General features: G+C 58.9%; 14 protein-coding genes. 6 read left to right on the top strand and 8 right to left on the bottom strand.

What is annotated here, in order from left to right; genetic code table 11:
- Position 1: 1 nt before the first annotated feature.
- The 3 genes from ABIE16_RS11470 to ABIE16_RS11460 all read right to left on the bottom strand — a co-directional run bounded on the left by ABIE16_RS11470 (position 2) and on the right by ABIE16_RS11460 (position 2,355).
- Complete coding sequence (locus ABIE16_RS11470; protein WP_340317115.1) at positions 2–1,165, bottom strand: acyl-CoA dehydrogenase family protein; 1,164 nt, start codon at positions 1,163–1,165, stop codon at positions 2–4.
- Between the two features lie 66 nt (positions 1,166–1,231).
- Positions 1,232–1,828, bottom strand: a complete 597-nt coding sequence (locus ABIE16_RS11465; protein WP_429521191.1) for a thiamine pyrophosphate-dependent enzyme — start codon at positions 1,826–1,828, stop codon at positions 1,232–1,234.
- Positions 1,816–2,355: a thiamine pyrophosphate-binding protein gene (locus ABIE16_RS11460; protein WP_007896342.1), complete on the bottom strand. Its 540-nt coding sequence runs from the start codon at positions 2,353–2,355 to the stop codon at positions 1,816–1,818. Before ABIE16_RS11460 ends, ABIE16_RS11465 begins: the two co-directional genes overlap by 13 nt.
- A 323-nt stretch (positions 2,356–2,678) precedes the next feature.
- Between ABIE16_RS11460 and ABIE16_RS11455 the strand changes: the two genes are divergently transcribed.
- Positions 2,679–3,983 (top strand): dicarboxylate/amino acid:cation symporter, encoded by a 1,305-nt coding sequence (locus tag ABIE16_RS11455; RefSeq protein ID WP_429521190.1) that lies wholly within the window; start codon positions 2,679–2,681, stop codon positions 3,981–3,983.
- Between the two features lie 57 nt (positions 3,984–4,040).
- Here the strand turns inward: ABIE16_RS11455 and ABIE16_RS11450 are convergent, their stop codons facing one another.
- Genes ABIE16_RS11450 through ABIE16_RS11435 form a run of 4 tightly spaced genes read right to left on the bottom strand, consistent with a single transcriptional unit; the run spans position 4,041 to position 7,217 of the window.
- Positions 4,041–5,255: a pyridoxal phosphate-dependent aminotransferase gene (locus ABIE16_RS11450; RefSeq protein WP_429521189.1), complete on the bottom strand. Its 1,215-nt coding sequence runs from the start codon at positions 5,253–5,255 to the stop codon at positions 4,041–4,043.
- Positions 5,252–5,890, bottom strand: coding sequence for an RraA family protein (locus tag ABIE16_RS11445; protein ID WP_429521188.1), 639 nt, complete (start codon positions 5,888–5,890; stop codon positions 5,252–5,254). Before ABIE16_RS11445 ends, ABIE16_RS11450 begins: the two co-directional genes overlap by 4 nt.
- Positions 5,890–6,552, bottom strand: coding sequence for an RraA family protein (locus tag ABIE16_RS11440; protein WP_429521187.1), 663 nt, complete (start codon positions 6,550–6,552; stop codon positions 5,890–5,892). Before ABIE16_RS11440 ends, ABIE16_RS11445 begins: the two co-directional genes overlap by 1 nt.
- Positions 6,552–7,217: an RraA family protein gene (locus tag ABIE16_RS11435; RefSeq protein ID WP_429521186.1), complete on the bottom strand. Its 666-nt coding sequence runs from the start codon at positions 7,215–7,217 to the stop codon at positions 6,552–6,554. The genes ABIE16_RS11440 and ABIE16_RS11435 overlap by 1 nt, the downstream gene beginning before the upstream one ends.
- 105 nt (positions 7,218–7,322) lie before the next feature.
- Here ABIE16_RS11435 and ABIE16_RS11430 point away from each other — a divergent pair, with 105 nt between their 5' ends.
- The 3 genes from ABIE16_RS11430 (at position 7,323) to ABIE16_RS11420 (ending at position 10,798) form a co-directional block, all read left to right on the top strand.
- The gene (locus ABIE16_RS11430; RefSeq protein ID WP_154860549.1) at positions 7,323–8,216 is read left to right on the top strand and encodes a LysR family transcriptional regulator; all 894 of its coding nucleotides are present in this window, start codon (positions 7,323–7,325) and stop codon (positions 8,214–8,216) included.
- Between the two features lie 156 nt (positions 8,217–8,372).
- Positions 8,373–9,191 (top strand): alpha/beta fold hydrolase, encoded by an 819-nt coding sequence (locus ABIE16_RS11425; RefSeq protein WP_429521185.1) that lies wholly within the window; start codon positions 8,373–8,375, stop codon positions 9,189–9,191.
- A 152-nt stretch (positions 9,192–9,343) separates the two neighbouring features.
- Positions 9,344–10,798, top strand: a complete 1,455-nt coding sequence (locus ABIE16_RS11420; protein WP_429521184.1) for an alanine/glycine:cation symporter family protein — start codon at positions 9,344–9,346, stop codon at positions 10,796–10,798.
- Between the two features lie 61 nt (positions 10,799–10,859).
- On the opposite strand, the gene ABIE16_RS11415 is transcribed toward ABIE16_RS11420, so the two are convergent.
- Positions 10,860–12,236, bottom strand: a complete 1,377-nt coding sequence (locus tag ABIE16_RS11415; RefSeq protein ID WP_429521183.1) for an MFS family transporter — start codon at positions 12,234–12,236, stop codon at positions 10,860–10,862.
- A 489-nt stretch (positions 12,237–12,725) separates the two neighbouring features.
- Here ABIE16_RS11415 and ABIE16_RS11410 point away from each other — a divergent pair, with 489 nt between their 5' ends.
- Together ABIE16_RS11410 and ABIE16_RS11405 are read left to right on the top strand one after the other, a co-directional pair.
- Positions 12,726–13,667, top strand: a complete 942-nt coding sequence (locus tag ABIE16_RS11410; RefSeq protein ID WP_340317093.1) for a LysR family transcriptional regulator — start codon at positions 12,726–12,728, stop codon at positions 13,665–13,667.
- Between the two features lie 165 nt (positions 13,668–13,832).
- Positions 13,833–14,957: an MFS transporter gene (locus ABIE16_RS11405; protein WP_349736850.1), complete on the top strand. Its 1,125-nt coding sequence runs from the start codon at positions 13,833–13,835 to the stop codon at positions 14,955–14,957.
- Positions 14,958–15,073: the final 116 nt, after the last annotated feature.

Here is a 15,073-nt window from a genome sequence, read left to right as displayed (position 1 = left end):
ATCAGAAAGAGCGCGGCAGCTCGAGCAGGTGTTCGGCAACGTAGGACAAGATCAGGTTGGTAGAGATGGGCGCTACCTGATACAGACGGGTTTCGCGGAATTTGCGTTCGACGTCGTATTCGCAGGCAAAGCCGAATCCACCGTGGGTCTGCAAGCAGGCGTTAGCCGCTTCCCAGGACGCTTTCGCTGCCAGGTACTTGGCCATGTTGGCGCTGGCCCCGGCGTTGATGCCGCTGTCGTATTCTTCGCAGGCACGCCAGCGCATCAGGTCAGCCGCTTCGATTTCGATGTGGGCTTCGGCGATGGGGAACTGCACACCCTGGTTCTGCCCGATAGGGCGCCCGAACACCACACGGTCTCGGGCATAAGCACTGGCCTTTTCGATAAACCAGCGACCGTCGCCAATGCATTCGGCAGCGATAAGAGTGCGTTCGGCATTCAGCCCGTCGAGGATGTACCGGAAGCCTTTGCCTTCCTCGCCGATCAGGCTGTCAGCGGGGATTTCCAGGTTGTCGAAGAACAGTTCGTTGGTTTCGTGATTGACCATGTTGGCGATCGGCTGCACGGTCATGCCGTTGCCGATGGCCTCGCGCAGGTCGACCAGAAAGATCGACATGCCTTCGGACTTTTTCTTCACCTCGGCCAAGGGCGTAGTGCGCGCCAGCAGGATCATCAGGTCGGAATGCTGGATTCGCGAGATCCACACCTTCTGCCCGTTGATCACGTACTTGTCGCCGCGTTTGATCGCGGTGGTCTTGATCTTGGTGGTGTCGGTGCCGGTGGTGGGCTCGGTCACGCCCATCGATTGCAGACGCAATTCACCGTTGGCCAGTTTCGGCAGGTAGTAGCTTTTCTGCGCCTCGCTGCCGTGACGCAGCAGGGTGAACATGTTGTACATCTGCCCGTGAACGGTCCCGGAATTACCGCCGCAGCGGTTCACTTCTTCGAGGATCACCGAGGCCTCGGCGAGCCCAAGGCCGGAGCCGCCGTATTCAGCCGGGATCATTGCCGCCAGCCAACCGGCGTCGGTCAGGGCCTTGACGAAGGTTTCCGGGAAGCCTTTTTCTTCATCGATTTTGCGCCAGTAAGCGGCATCGAATTCTGCGCAAAGAGCGCGTACGCCCTCGCGGATGGCATTGAGTTCTTCAGCGTTGCGGTCGGTCATTATTATTCTCCTCGACACGTCACGCACGGCCGTTGCCCTGCGTGATCGGGTCCGGGCAAAGAGCAATCAGATCGGGTTGAAACCCAAGGCGGCACGAAAGCGATTCTTGATGTAGTGACCATCGCGCGGCGGCAGCACCCGTGGCGGGTTTTCCGCTTTGATCTTGATCGTCGCCAGCTTGACGCCGTCGCGGGTGACGAAGCGCTCGCGCAGGTCATGTACGCCTTCCATGTCGCGGATTTCATCGGTCCAGCTGAAGCCGCAGGTCTGCGCGACCTGGTCCAGGGATATACCAAAACCCGCGTGGCTGACTTGCATGCCGGTTTCGCCAAAGTGACCGTTATCCAGCACGGCGATGGTCAGGTTGGCGGGTTTCTGCAGCGCGACGGTGGCCAGTGCGCCGAAGCCCATGAGCAGCTCACCGTCACCGGTGACCACCACGACCGACTTGTCCGGCTGGGCATTCGCCAGGCCCAGGCCGACCGTTATTGCGCTGCCCATGGCAGCCCAGAGGTAATAATTCAGATCATGGTCACCGGCTGCCATGACGTCATAAGACGCTGAGCCCAGACCGGTCACGACCAGCACATCTTTGCGGTCGGCCAGCAAGGCCTTGACCACTTCGCGGCGGCACAGGGTGTGGTTTGCGCTTACTTGACCCATTTCTTTTCTCCAATCAGGCGCTGACCGAGCAGCAGGGCAGTGGCGGAATCACCGTTGAAGGCCATGGTCGCGGCACCGTGCAGCAGCGGGGCGACGTCTTCCGGGACATCTGCGCGCCAGGTCATGACCTTCATCAGGTTCAGGGAGGCTTCGGTGGCCTGGCCCATCGGGTTCTGCCACGCGTTGAATTCGGCCCAGTCGCCGCGCATGGTGACCACCATCAACAGCGGGAAACCGGCACATACCTGAAGTGCCAGGGTGTTGATGCAGTTGCCGACACCACTGGACTGCATCAAGAGGGCGCCACGCTCACCGCCGAGCCAGGCGCCGGCGAGGTAGCCGATGCCTTCTTCTTCGGTGGTGAGGACAACGGCCTTGATGTCCGGGTCGGCATACGACATGCGGATGGCCGCCGAGTGACCTGCATCCGGTACGAAGACCACGTGTTTGACGTCGTGGGCCTTGAGCACGCGGAATACATCCTCCTGCCAATCCTGTCCCACGGTTTGTTCAGCTTCTGTTGACATGCCCATCTCCCAAGCAGTGCTGCTTTTGTGTTTTCACACATTCTGGGAGTGCTGAAGGAGAACGACGACTACCGTTTTTGTCTTTGAGATATGCCCGTTTTATATCGCTGGACGGTGAATGCATGGCGCAGTGGCGAGCGGCGATAACCACAAAGTATGGGAAGGGCAAAGGTGCTGAGCCTGGGCGCCTGGCCATAGCATTTGGGCATATCAGCTAGAGCGTGATCCGCTCTTATTGACGGGGTGGGGCTAGGGTAGTTTTCGGCTACGTGGTTACAGCGCGTAACCGACGCAACTACAACAATAAGTAGGGGGCACACCTAATGAAAAACAGGCTACCGGCCGCGGCAGGCATTCTGATCGCCATGCTATTGGGGATCCTTATCGGCTACATGATTTTCCTGAACTTCCCGGACAAAGCGGCGGCGACCAGAGTCGCCGGTTACATCTCGATCGTCTCTGACATTTTTCTACGCCTGATCAAAATGCTCATTGGCCCTCTGGTGTTCTCGACCCTGGTGGTGGGCATCGCACACATGGGGGATGCCAGCGCTGTCGGCCGGGTGTTCGGCAAGGCACTGGGCTGGTTTTTGACGGCCTCGTTGATCTCGCTGTCGGTGGGGCTGGTCATGGCCAACCTGTTGCAACCCGGGCATAACCTGGGATTGCCATTACCAGAGGTGACCAGTGCGACCAACCTGCAAACGTCGGTGTTCACCCTCAAGGATTTCATGACACATCTGGTGCCCAAATCTTTCGCGGAGGCCATGGCCACCAACGAAATTCTTCAAATCGTGGTGTTCTCGATATTCTTCGGCGTTGCGCTGGCCTCCCTGGGCAAGAAAGCCGAGGGCCTGGTGAATGTCATCGAAGACCTGTCCCACGCGATGTTGAAGGTTACCGGTTATGTGATGAAGCTTGCTCCGCTGGCGGTGATGGCGGCCATGGCCGCGACCGTTTCAATTAACGGCCTGTCCATTCTGGTCAAGTTCGCCGTGTTCATGCGCGACTTCTATCTCGGGCTGATGGTGCTCTGGGTGATGCTGGTGTTTGCCGGCTGGATGTTTCTGGGGCGTCGGGTGTTCAAACTGGTGGTGCTGATCAGAGAGGCTTTCCTTCTGTCTTTCGCTACAGCCAGCTCCGAGTCGGCTTACCCGAAGATTCTTCATGCGCTGGATCGTTTTGGGGTCAAGCGCCGAATCTCGAGTTTCGTCATGCCCATGGGGTATTCCTTCAATCTTGACGGCTCGATGATGTACTGCACGTTTGCCGTACTGTTCATCGCTCAGGCTTATGGCATCGAGATGTCCATCGGCACGCAGATCACCATGTTGTTGACGTTGATGCTGACCTCCAAAGGCATGGCCGGCGTGCCCCGGGCTTCGTTGGTGGTGATTGCCGCGACGCTGACCCAGTTCGATATCCCCGAAGCCGGTTTGCTGCTGATTCTGGGGATCGACACCTTCCTCGATATGGGCCGCTCGGCCACCAACGCGGTGGGCAACTCCATCGCCACGGCTGTGGTGGCCAAATGGGAAGGCGAGTTGGTGAGTGAGGATGAGGCCGAGCGAGACGCCGCCGCGCTGGAGGCTACGGGTGGCGTGGGGGAGAAACCGCTGACTGTCTGACCCGTGCCGAGAAAAACGAAACCCGGCGATGGCCGGGTTCGTTCAAATACACTTGGGTTAACGCAGGGCGCTACAGAACGCGCGGATGGCCTCGCAGGCCTTGAGCAATGAAGCATCATCCAGGGCATAGGCAATGCGAATGTAGGGGCCGAGGCCAAACGCGCTGCCATGCACCACCGCCACATTCGCTTCGTCAAGCAATGCGTGGGCGACGTCTTCATCCGTGTGCAGCGCTCGACCGCCCGCTGAGGTTCGACCGATCAGCCCCGCGCAGGAGGCGAACGCGTAAAACGCCCCGGCTGGGCTGACGCATTCAAGACCAGGTGTGGCGTTCAAAATCTCCACCATCAAATCGCGACGCCCCTGAAAAGCGGCACGGCTTTCGCGGATGAAGTCCTTGGGGCCCTCCAGTGCGGCGAGTGCGGCCTGCTGCGAGATCGAGCTTGCACCTGAGGTTTGCTGACCTTGCAGTTTTTCCATGGCCTCCAGTAGCCAGCGTGGCCCGGTGGCAAAACCGATACGCCAGCCGGTCATGGCATAGGCCTTGGAAACACCGTTCATGGTCAGGGTTCGCGTGGCGAGCCGTGGTTCAACCTGGGCGAGGGTATGGAATACTTGATCGTCGAAGATCAGGTGTTCGTAGATGTCATCGGCCAGAATCAACACGTGAGGGTGTGCCAACAACACCTGCGCCAAGGCTTGAAGCTCATCCCGGCTGTACACTGCGCCCGTCGGGTTGGACGGCGAGTTGAGGATCAGCCAGCGGGTCTGCGGTGTGATCGCCGCGGTCAGTGCCGCGGGCGTCAGCTTGAATCCGGTATCGGCATCGCAAGTGACGATTCTGGTTTCACCACCACACAGTTGCACCATCTCCGGATAACTGACCCAGTACGGCGCTGGCACGATGACTTCGTCACCCTCATTGAGGGTCGCGGCCAGGGCGTTGTAGATCACCTGCTTGCCACCGTTGCAGACAAGGGTGTCTTGCCAGGTAACGTCCAGGCCGTTCTCACGACGGAACTTGGCGGCCACCGCTTCTCGCAGTGAACGTACACCGGCGACCTGGGTGTAGCGGGTGTGGCCGTGTTCGATGGCGTGAATGGCCGCTTCACGTACATGTTCGGGCGTATCGAAATCTGGCTCGCCGGCGCATAGCGAAATGATCGTCGCACCTTGCGCCCGGCGCTCAGCCACTCTATCGATTATCCGATAGGTCGCGGAAGGTTGCGCACAGGCCAGGCGTTGGTTCAGACGTTGGATATCAGCGCTCATGCGCGGGTTCTCCATTCGGTAAGGTTCATCAGTTCCAGGGTCGAGCGACCTTCGGTCAATGCTTGCATCATCAGCGCTTCCTTGTTCGCGCGAGCTTCGCCTTCAGCGAGGGTACGTGCGGCATCCGACTTGGGAATGATGATCACGCCATCATCGTCGGCTACGACCAGGTCACCGACCGCCACGCCTACGCCATTGAAATTGAATGGCTGGCCCACGGAGGGCGCGCTGACCTTGACGGTGCCTTTGACCGAGATGCCGCGCGCGAATACTGGAAACTGGCGCTTCTTCAGCGCCGCGATATCACGAACGCCCCCATCAATGACCAGGCCGACCACGCCTGCCGCTTCGGCTGCCACGGTCAGCACTTCACCCCAGTAACCGGCGATGAAACTTCCCGTACCCACCACCAGAACGCTGCCGCGAGGCGCGCGTTCCATTGCCAGGTGCAACGACAGGTTGTCACCCGGCGAGCACTCCAGTGGGTAGGCCGGCGCGGCGATGAAGGCACCGTCCCAGACGGGACGGATCGCGCTGTCGACCGCACAGGGCAGATGGGACGCTTCATACAGCGTCGAGCTGCCCAGGATTTTTGCTCGTTCGTGGAAATTCAGGGGGAGGGGGAGCGTGGTCATCAGTCTTTCCTCTGCAGGCTGTGGTAACCCAGTGCGGCCCGGGCTTCTTTAAGGGTTTTGCCTTGAGCGATCAGTGCACGAATGTCGGCTTCGACCGACTCGATCTGGCGGGCGCATGCCGCCACTTCAGCCGCACGGGCGCGAGGCACAATCACCACGCCATTGGCGTCGGCCACCACGATGTCGCGGGCGCAGACGCGAGCCGTGCCGACAGACACGGGTTGATTGACCGACTGAACCTGCACGCGGTCCTTGCCGGTGCGCATGAAGCGGCCCTTGCTGAAGATCGGATAGCCGTCGCCCAGAGCCTTGTTCACGTCTCGGCAAACACCATCGATGACGGTGGCCGCGATCTGCCGGCTGCCGGCGTACTGGGTCATGATGTCGCCCCATACCGTGCAGTCGGTGCGGCCACCGTTGTCGATCACCACGACGTCACCGGGGAGCACGTCTTCGATGAAATCGCCCACAGTACCGGGAGGCACGCTGGCCGAAACGTACTGCACGGTGAAGGCAGGTCCGACGATGACCTTGCTGTAATTGTCCAGCGGTGCCACGCCCAGGCATTGGCCGGGCAGGCCGAGTTTGTCCAGGGCATCGGAGACGCCAGGGGTGTCCAGGCCCTCAAACAGGGCGACAAGTGCTTGGTCTTCAAGATTCATCAGGAACGCTCCACCTGGATAGCTTCGAACTGGGTGTCATGCATCACTTCGGCCACTGAGCGGCCGCTGCGAACAGCTTCCACCATGCCGTCCTGGCGACGAGTAATGCGCTCGCCAAGATCGACTACCTTCTCGATGTAAGCCTGGGGCACGAACACCGTTCCGCAGTTATCGGCGATGACATAGTCGCCTTCGCTGACGTCGACGCCCGCCACATTGATCGTCACGGCGGCATCGATCTGCACCACCCGATTGCGCGCGCTGATCATGGTGACGCCACGGCCATATACCGGGTAGCCAATCGACTCGCTGCCATCGATATCGCGACTGAAGCCGTCGATGACCGTGCCGCGCACCTGTTTGCCGGCCGCGGCGTTGGCGAGAATGTCGCCCCAGCAGGAAATGCCCTCGATACCGCCGGCAATGACCAGCACGCGATCGTCGCTGTCAATCTGCTCCACTACCGGGGTGATCAGATGCACGGTGGGCACACTGTCGGTTTTTGGCGCCAGCAACACGGTACTGGCGCGACCGACGATCTTCGGGCAGTTCCAAAGCGGGCGTAGTCCCACGGTGGCACCAGCCAGGCCGAGGAAGTCGAGGGCGTCGGATACCGTGTTGGTATCCAGCGCTGCCAAGCGATCCAGCAAACTCTTTTTGTTCATGGGGTAGCCCCTGCGGTGACGGAGGCGGCCAGTGTCGACGAGGCGATTTGATAGGTATATTACTAATCACAGAAGCGTTAGATACGCTAAACCTATGGAATAATCATGATCAATTTCCGTCTGATCCGTCACCTCTGGCTGTTCCTGGCCGTCGCCGAAGAGCAGAATTTCGGCCGTGCGGCCAAGCGGCTTGGCATGTCTCAGCCTCCCCTGAGCGAGCAGATTCAGGTGCTGGAGCAGGCACTCAAGGTCCAACTGTTCGAGCGCTCGCGACGCGGGGCGAAACTGACCCCCGTGGGGGCGGCGATCCTGCCGGCGGTGCGTAAATTCGCCGAGCAACTCGAGCGCCTGGAACTGGCGGTGGAGGAGGCGGTGGCGGGGCAGTCGGGGATGTTGACCATCGGTGCCATCTCCACGGCCATGTTTGACGTACTGCCTGGTCTGATCGAACAGATGAAAGACGATTACCCGCACCTGACCGTATCCGTGCGGGAAATCGATAGTGTAGAGGCCGTTCCGGCGCTGGAAGCCGGTGATATCGACCTGGCCTTCGCCCGTCTGGACGGTGATCTGGGCGCCTCGATCCAGTCACTGCCGTTGCTGGAGGATCGTCTGGTAGTGGCGTTACCCAGTGACCACCCATTGGCGGCGCGAACGCGTATCAGTTTGTCCAGCCTGGCCAACGAACCTTTGGTGATGTTTTCGCGAAAGGTCAGTCCGGTGTATTTCGACTACTTGATCGCAACCTGCCGAGCCAGCGGGTTTTCCCCGCGGGTGCTGCATGAAGTGCGTTCGGTCGCTTCGCAAATTGCCTTTGTCAGCTATGGGCAGGGCATCGCCCTGGTACCGGCATCCTTGAAAAAAATGGCACCGGATAACGTGGTATTTCGATCATTGAGTCAGAAGCTTAACGTGGTGACAACGGCGGTGGCCTGGAATGCGGATCGGCCCAATCCGCTCATAGCAGAAGTCATTGCCCGACTGCGGAAAAAGGCCTGAGGCGAGCAAGGGCTGCGAGTGGGCAATCAACGATAGGTTTGGCGTATGGAAACGTTCCACAATTAGGAATTTACATAAGACTCGAACCGGCTGAAATTGGGCCTGTCGCCGATGACCTGTTTCGGCGGCAGTCCTATCGTCCAAGGAGTCATTTTCGTGACCGCATCCGAAACGTTCACTCATACGCAGCTCCCTTTGACCGTTGAGGGAGTCCAGCTGAACGTCGCCGCCATTCATCGAAATGGCAACCTGACGCCGATTGTGTTCCTGCATGGTTTTGGTTCCACCAAAGAGGACTACGCCGACATCGTGCAGCACGCAGAGTTCGCCGGGCACCCCTTCCTCGCCTACGACGCACCGGGCTGCGGGGAGAGCCAGTGCAGCGACCTTTCCAGTATTTCGATTCCTTTTCTGCTGCAGACCGCATTACAGATGCTGGAGCATTTCGGTATCGAGCGCTTCCACCTGGTCGGCCACTCCATGGGCGGACTGACCGCACTGATGCTGGCCCATCAGTTCCCGGAGCGGGTAATCAGCTTCGTCGATATAGAGGGTAATATTGCTCCGGAAGATTGCTTTCTCAGCCGGCAGATCGACGATTATCCAAGCGATGATCCAGAGAAGTTTTTCACGGCTTTCATCGAGCGTGCCCGGCAGGCCCCGACATACGCCAGCGCACTCTATTCGGCGAGCCTCAGGCACAAGGTGCGTGCCGGGGCAGTGCGGGGGATATTCCGGTCGATGGTCGACCTTTCCGATAACGCCGACCTGATGAGCAGGTTTCTCGGCTTGAAGTGCCCGCGAATGTTCATGTACGGCGAGCAGAACACTTCACTGTCCTACCTTTCGCACATCGAGGCCCAAGGCGTACGTTTGGCGCCAATTCCGGCCTGCGGCCACTTCCCCATGTACTCCAACCCGATCGCGATGTGGAAACAGATCGCCGATTTCCAGACCGGCAGTCGAACCGGGTAAGTCCGATCGCCCCGAGCGCTCCCCGATGTAGGGCGGGAGCCTGACAGGGGGCTCGCGGTCGCTATTCAACGCGTTTCATCTCACATGCCTGCCACGGCGATGTGTGAGGGCGCGTGCATGCCTGTAATCCATAACAACAAGAGGTTCAAATCATGCTCGAAGTCATAAACAGCTTTCTTTCCGGAAAGCTCCTGATCGTGCTCATCGTAGGCCTGGGTGGCTATTTCACGATTCGTTCACGCTTTGTCCAGTTTCGCCATTTCCTGCATATGTTCGGAGCCTTTCGCGATAGCGTGCAGAAGAGTGCCGGTCAGATCAGCTCGTTCCAGGCCTTGATGCTTAGCCTGGCGGGTCGCGTAGGGGCGGGTAATATCGCCGGGGTCGGGTTGGCCGTGACGTTGGGCGGGCCAGGAGCGGTGTTCTGGATGTGGGTGACCGCGCTGGTAGGCATGTCCACCAGCTTCTTCGAATGCAGCCTGGGGCAGTTGTACAAACGATGCGATGTCAAGGGACAGTTTCGGGGTGGGCCGTCGTACTACATCCAGTACGGACTGAAGCAGGCGTGGCTGGGCAAGGTCATGGCCGTGTTGCTCCTGGTGACTTTCGGTTTTGCCTTCAACGGGCTGCAATCCCATGCCGTGACTCACTCGCTGAACAATGCGTTCGGCTTCTCCACGACCTACTCCGGTATTGCGATTGCCGTATTGCTCGGCCTGGTATTCATGGGTGGCATCAAGCGCATCGCTGCCGTCTCGGACCTGTTGGTGCCGGTCAAGACACTGGCCTACATTGGCGTGACCGTTTATGTGATCGTGCTTCAGTTCGACCATGTACCGGGCATGTTGATGACCATTTTCAAAAGTGCCTTTGGCCTGGACCAGGCGTTCGCCGGCCTGGTTGGCAGTGCCATCGTCATGGGCGTCAAGCGCGGGGTGTTTGCCAATGAGGCGGGCTTGGGCAGTGCGCCCAACGTAGCCGCCGTGGCGAAAGTCGATCACCCGGCGGCTCAAGGGGTGGTTCAAGCTTTCAGCGTCTTCCTGGATACCTTTGTGATCTGTACCTGCACGGCGCTGCTGATTCTGTTGTCGGGTTTTTACACGCCAGGCTTCGAAGGCGATGGCCTGGTACTGACACAGAACGCACTGGCGGCAGTGGTCGGGGACTGGGGGCGCACGTTCATTAGCGTGGCATTGGCTCTGTTTGTCTTCACGTCGATCCTCTACAACTACTATCTGGGCGAAAACAACCTGCGCTTTCTACTGGGCGATAAACGCGCTGCGGTGATGACCTATCGGGGCCTGGTGTTGCTGTTGATCCTTTGGGGCGCCGTGCAAAATCTGGGCACGGTGTTCGCCTTTGCCGATATCACCATGACGCTGTTGGCTTTCGTCAATCTGATCGCGCTGGCGCTGTTGTTCAACGTCGGCATGCGCTTGCTGCGTGACTATGACCGGCAGCGCAAGGCCGGTATCAAGACGCCGATATTCGACTCCAGCCAGTTCGCGGATCTTGATCTTGACTTGCAGGCATGGCCCCATCGAGAAAAGGTCGACAACAGCATCCCTGAATCTGCACCACAGGTAGCACCTGCCTCTGCCATGCGCTGATGAAAAAAGGGCCCATGACAAGTCATGGGCCCTTGAAGGTCGTCTGGAGATCCTCCGTCAATCAGACTCGCGCAGCATGGGGCTTTACACGTCCCTTCAAACCGGTACGTTCTTCAATCTCACCTGAGCCACTGATATAGCCGTAACGCGACAGGTTGGGCATCAGCATCGCGGCGATGAAGGTGATGGTCACGACCGCCGCTACGTAGAAGAAAAAGTACTCCTCGATGCCCTGTGAGCGTAGCGACAAGGCCACGTATTCGGCGGTGCCGCCAAATGCCGCATTGCCCACCGCATAGGGAAATCCAACCCCCAATGCACGTACGGCAGGTGGGAACAGTTCGGCTTTGACGATCCCGGCAATCGGCGTGTAGAGCGACGCAATGGCCAGACCGCCAAACACCAGCACGAATGCCATGAACGGGTTGCTGACCGACTGCAGCGAGTACAGCAGGGGGATCACCAGCAACATGGCCAGCCCGGAGAACATCAACATGTGCGCCTTGATACCGATACGGTCGGCGAGCAAGCCGAACAGCGGCTGGCAAAGCATGAAGCCGATCAGGGCCGCCGTCATGATGAAGCTGACCGTTTCCGGGCTGAAGCCGGCGGAGATCACCAGGAACTTCTGCATGTAGGTAGTGAAGGTATAGAAATACAGCGAACCACCGATGGTGAACGCCACCACCAGAGCAACTGCGCGTTTGTGTTTGAACATGCCGCGCAGAGAGCCGGCATCTTTGCGGCTCATGTCTTTCTTGTTGGCGGTTTCATGCATGGCGCGACGCAGATACACCACCACGACCGAGCTCAGCGCGCCGATGAAGAACGGAATCCTCCAACCCCACTCGCGCAACTCTTCACCGGTCAGGGTTTGTTGGAGAATGACGACGGTCATCAAGGCCAGCAGCTGACCGGCAATGATGGTGAAGTACTGAAACGAGCCATAGAAACAGCGACGACCCGGTGTCGCGATTTCGCTGATGTAGGTGGCGCCGGTGCCGTATTCCGCACCGACCGACAGGCCCTGAATCAGCCTGGCAACCACGAGCAGGATCGGCGCCGCGACGCCTATGGTTGCGTAGGTCGGCATGACGGCGATCAGCAGCGAGCCGGCGCACATCATGAACACCGAGATAATCATCGAGACCTTGCGGCCGCGAGTGTCAGCGATCCAGCCGAATATCCAGCCACCGAGCGGGCGCATGAAAAAGCCGACGGCGAAGACGCCCGCGGTCGCCAGTAGCTGGCTGGTCGTGTCGCCCTTGGGGAAAAACGAAGCGGCGAAGTAGATGGCGGTGTAGGCGTAAATGAAAAAGTCGTACCACTCCACCAGATTGCCCGAGCAGGCACCCATGATGGCCTTGACGCGGTTCGGCGCTCTCATCGCAGCGGTTTGGGCTGCGTGGTCTTTGGCGTCTGTGATTGATGCGGACATGTGATTCACCCTTTTTTCAAGGCGAGGGGAGACGAGGAGCGTGCTGATGCGCGTCCGACGTGACTGGCTCGTTGGGTTTTGGGTTTAACGAAAAGGTGTGAACCCGCTCACGACCGGATTTCCGTAGAGAAGGGGGAGGGTGGATGCACGAGCGTGGCGAACGGTAGTGGCCCGGGGAAATCGGACGGGTGAGACGAAGCATTGAACATCATGGCGCGAGCCCTCGAATCTTATTCTTGTAGTGAGTCGAGCGCTCTTTGGCGTCGACGTTGATAGCACGCTACCGCAGAGTCAGGAGGGTAATAAGCCATCAGGCAGGCCTAACTGATATACCTGAATTTTATAGCTTGGCGTGCAGCCCCGGCGGGCCGGGGGATACAGCCGGCTTGAAAGTCCTGGGGCCGCACGACACGGTGGTTGCGGGGCATTCCAAGGTGCGTAAATGCGATTACACTCACAGCACTTTCGCCGCATATCGCGCCGAGCCCGATGCTGACTGGCCTGGTAATGGATGTCGTTCAACTCAAAACCCTGATTCATGTTGCCGAGCTGGGCAGTCTCAGCAAGGCCTCGGATCGTCTTCACATCGCGCAACCGGCACTTAGCCGGCAAATTCGATTGTTGGAAAAGGAGCTCGGCACCTACCTGTTCGATCGACATGGTCGAGGCATGGAGATCACCGACGCCGGACGTGAAGTGTTGGTACATGCCACCCGAATCATGGAAGAAATGGAGTCCATTCGAAGTTCTGTTGTGGGCGCAAAGTCCTCTTTTCGGGGAACGGTCGTCATCGGCACGACGCCGACGGTCGCGGAAATTATCACTGTTCCATTGGTACGCAAGATCAAAGAGGCGCATCCGAATCTCGCCGTCAGGTTTTCCTCAGCCTTCAGCGGTTATCTGCTCGATTGGGTTCAGCGTGGCGAATTGGAGCTGGCGATTTCTTACGATCCCCATCCTTTGCATACGCTGCGTATCGTGCCGGTGATGATGGAAAATCTGCTGCTGGTCGGTCCCGCCAGCGCCAACCTGCGTCTTGATACGCCGATATCGTTCGAGTCATTGGCTGAGCAGCAATTGGTATTGCCAAGCGCTCGACATAGCCTTCGCGTGATTCTGGATGATTGTGCACGTCAAGTCGGGATCAAGCTCAAGACCAGCGTTGAAGCCGACTCCTTCGGCGCCATGATCGATCTGGTCCGTAATGGTTTCGGTTTGACCGCTTTGCCTTTGGCATCGATTTACGCGCAGGTCGACGCTGGCGTGCTCAGTGCAGCCCCCTTGGTCGACCCCGTTCCCATGCGCAAACTGGTTCAGGTTTTTCCGGCCGACAGGCGGGTCAGTCCGGCCGCCAAATTTGTCGGGGATGCCTTCATCGAGATTGCCGCCGATCTGGTCAATCGCAAAATCTGGGCTGGACACATGCTTTGAGCCAACGGTGAACCTGTTAGCTGCGAGTGCCCCGTCCCCATACAAATCGCCCAATTATCCGTAGTTGCGCAGCTGCTCACGAGTTCCGCTTTGCTCACCACTGATGACACTGTCTTGAACCAACAAACGCGACTGCCTGGCGTATTCGGCATTTTTATTTTGGGGATGCTGCAAGTTCTGGTCTGGGGAGGTTCGTTCTTCCTGATGGCCGTCATGGCCGATCCGATCATGAAAGAGACCGGTTGGGCCAGCCAGTGGGTGTATGGCGCACTGTCTCTGAGCATTCTGGTTTCCGCGATGCTGGCACCGTTGACCAGCCGGCTTATCGCCCGGTACGGCGGCCGCCCCATCCTGGCCAGTAGCGGGCTGGGTGTCGCTATCGGGTTGTTTCTGATGGCCATCTCGACCTCGTTGCCGATGTTTCTTTTGTCTTGGGCAGTGATTGGCGTCGGTATGGCGCTGGGGCTGTATGAAGCGCTATTCGCGGCTTTAGGTTCTCTGTACGGGGAGCGGGCGGGCAGTGCGATTACCGGGATCACGCTCATTTCAGGGTTTGCGACAACGCTGTCATGGCCCGCGGTAGCGCTGGTCATCGAGCACGTTGGCTGGCGCACGACATGCTTGGCTTATGGGGCGTTATTGGTCATTGCCGTGGCACCGCTTTATCTCTGGGTACTGGCGCGGGGCACGGGACCCCTCACAAAAAGCCAGGCAGTGAGTGATGAAAGTCTCTCAATAGACCGGCGGATCTACCTGCTGCTCACGCTGATCTTCGCGTTGGGTGCAGTGATCATGACGGCGATGTCGGTCCAGCTGATTTCATTGTTGCAGGGGCAGGGTTACTCGCTTGCAGCCGCTATCGGACTGAGCGCGTTGCTGGGGCCGAGCCAGGTAGGATCACGTGTTCTACAAGTGTTTTCGCGAAAGCGACACCCTCTCTGGACGACGTTGATCTCTGTGGTATTCGTGGCGATCGGTCTGCTGTTTGTAACCCTCTCTGCGACAATGACCGCACTGGGTCTGGTGATCTATGGCGCGGGTAATGGTTTGCGGGCGATCGTTCGAGGACTGCTGCCATTGGCCCTCATGTCGCCTGCCCATTATGTTTTGCTGATGGGGCGCATGGCTCGGCCTTCGCTCATTGGACAAGCCTTGACTCCCCTCGCGGGCGGGTACCTGTTAGATACCTGGGGCGCTGGCGGTGTGCTTGCGGGCCTGAGTTCGCTGGCGGTATTGAACGTTCTGTTGGTCTTGTTGCTCATTCGGTTGGTGTGGAAAGAACAGCGTTGACCCTGCGACAGGGTCAGCCGTGCAAGCTGCTCAGATGCTCGAACAACCTGGCCGCATCAGGGGAAATTTTTGCAGAAAGTGGTTGCGCCCCTCGATCCAGTGCATCAGTAGTGAGT

It is taken from the genome of Pseudomonas sp. 2725, assembly GCF_050434585.1.
Lineage (GTDB): Bacteria > Pseudomonadota > Gammaproteobacteria > Pseudomonadales > Pseudomonadaceae > Aquipseudomonas > Aquipseudomonas jessenii.
Note: the sequence above shows the minus strand (reverse complement) of the source record. Positions and strands in the feature narration are given on the sequence as shown.

What these genes read in the sequence shown, in the direction of transcription:
- ABIE16_RS11405 (WP_349736850.1), top strand. Translation starts at nt 13,833, where the DNA reads ATGCTGCAAGTTCTGGTCTGGGGAGGTTCGTTCTTCCTGATGGCCGTC.
- ABIE16_RS11465 (WP_429521191.1), bottom strand. Translation starts at nt 1,828, where the DNA reads ATGGGTCAAGTAAGCGCAAACCACACCCTGTGCCGCCGCGAAGTGGTC.
- ABIE16_RS11460 (WP_007896342.1), bottom strand. Translation starts at nt 2,355, where the DNA reads ATGTCAACAGAAGCTGAACAAACCGTGGGACAGGATTGGCAGGAGGAT.
- ABIE16_RS11430 (WP_154860549.1), top strand. Translation starts at nt 7,323, where the DNA reads ATGATCAATTTCCGTCTGATCCGTCACCTCTGGCTGTTCCTGGCCGTC.
- ABIE16_RS11450 (WP_429521189.1), bottom strand. Translation starts at nt 5,255, where the DNA reads ATGAGCGCTGATATCCAACGTCTGAACCAACGCCTGGCCTGTGCGCAA.
- ABIE16_RS11440 (WP_429521187.1), bottom strand. Translation starts at nt 6,552, where the DNA reads ATGAATCTTGAAGACCAAGCACTTGTCGCCCTGTTTGAGGGCCTGGAC.
- ABIE16_RS11410 (WP_340317093.1), top strand. Translation starts at nt 12,726, where the DNA reads ATGCTGACTGGCCTGGTAATGGATGTCGTTCAACTCAAAACCCTGATT.
- ABIE16_RS11470 (WP_340317115.1), bottom strand. Translation starts at nt 1,165, where the DNA reads ATGACCGACCGCAACGCTGAAGAACTCAATGCCATCCGCGAGGGCGTA.
- ABIE16_RS11455 (WP_429521190.1), top strand. Translation starts at nt 2,679, where the DNA reads ATGAAAAACAGGCTACCGGCCGCGGCAGGCATTCTGATCGCCATGCTA.
- ABIE16_RS11420 (WP_429521184.1), top strand. Translation starts at nt 9,344, where the DNA reads ATGCTCGAAGTCATAAACAGCTTTCTTTCCGGAAAGCTCCTGATCGTG.
- ABIE16_RS11435 (WP_429521186.1), bottom strand. Translation starts at nt 7,217, where the DNA reads ATGAACAAAAAGAGTTTGCTGGATCGCTTGGCAGCGCTGGATACCAAC.
- ABIE16_RS11415 (WP_429521183.1), bottom strand. Translation starts at nt 12,236, where the DNA reads ATGTCCGCATCAATCACAGACGCCAAAGACCACGCAGCCCAAACCGCT.
- ABIE16_RS11445 (WP_429521188.1), bottom strand. Translation starts at nt 5,890, where the DNA reads ATGACCACGCTCCCCCTCCCCCTGAATTTCCACGAACGAGCAAAAATC.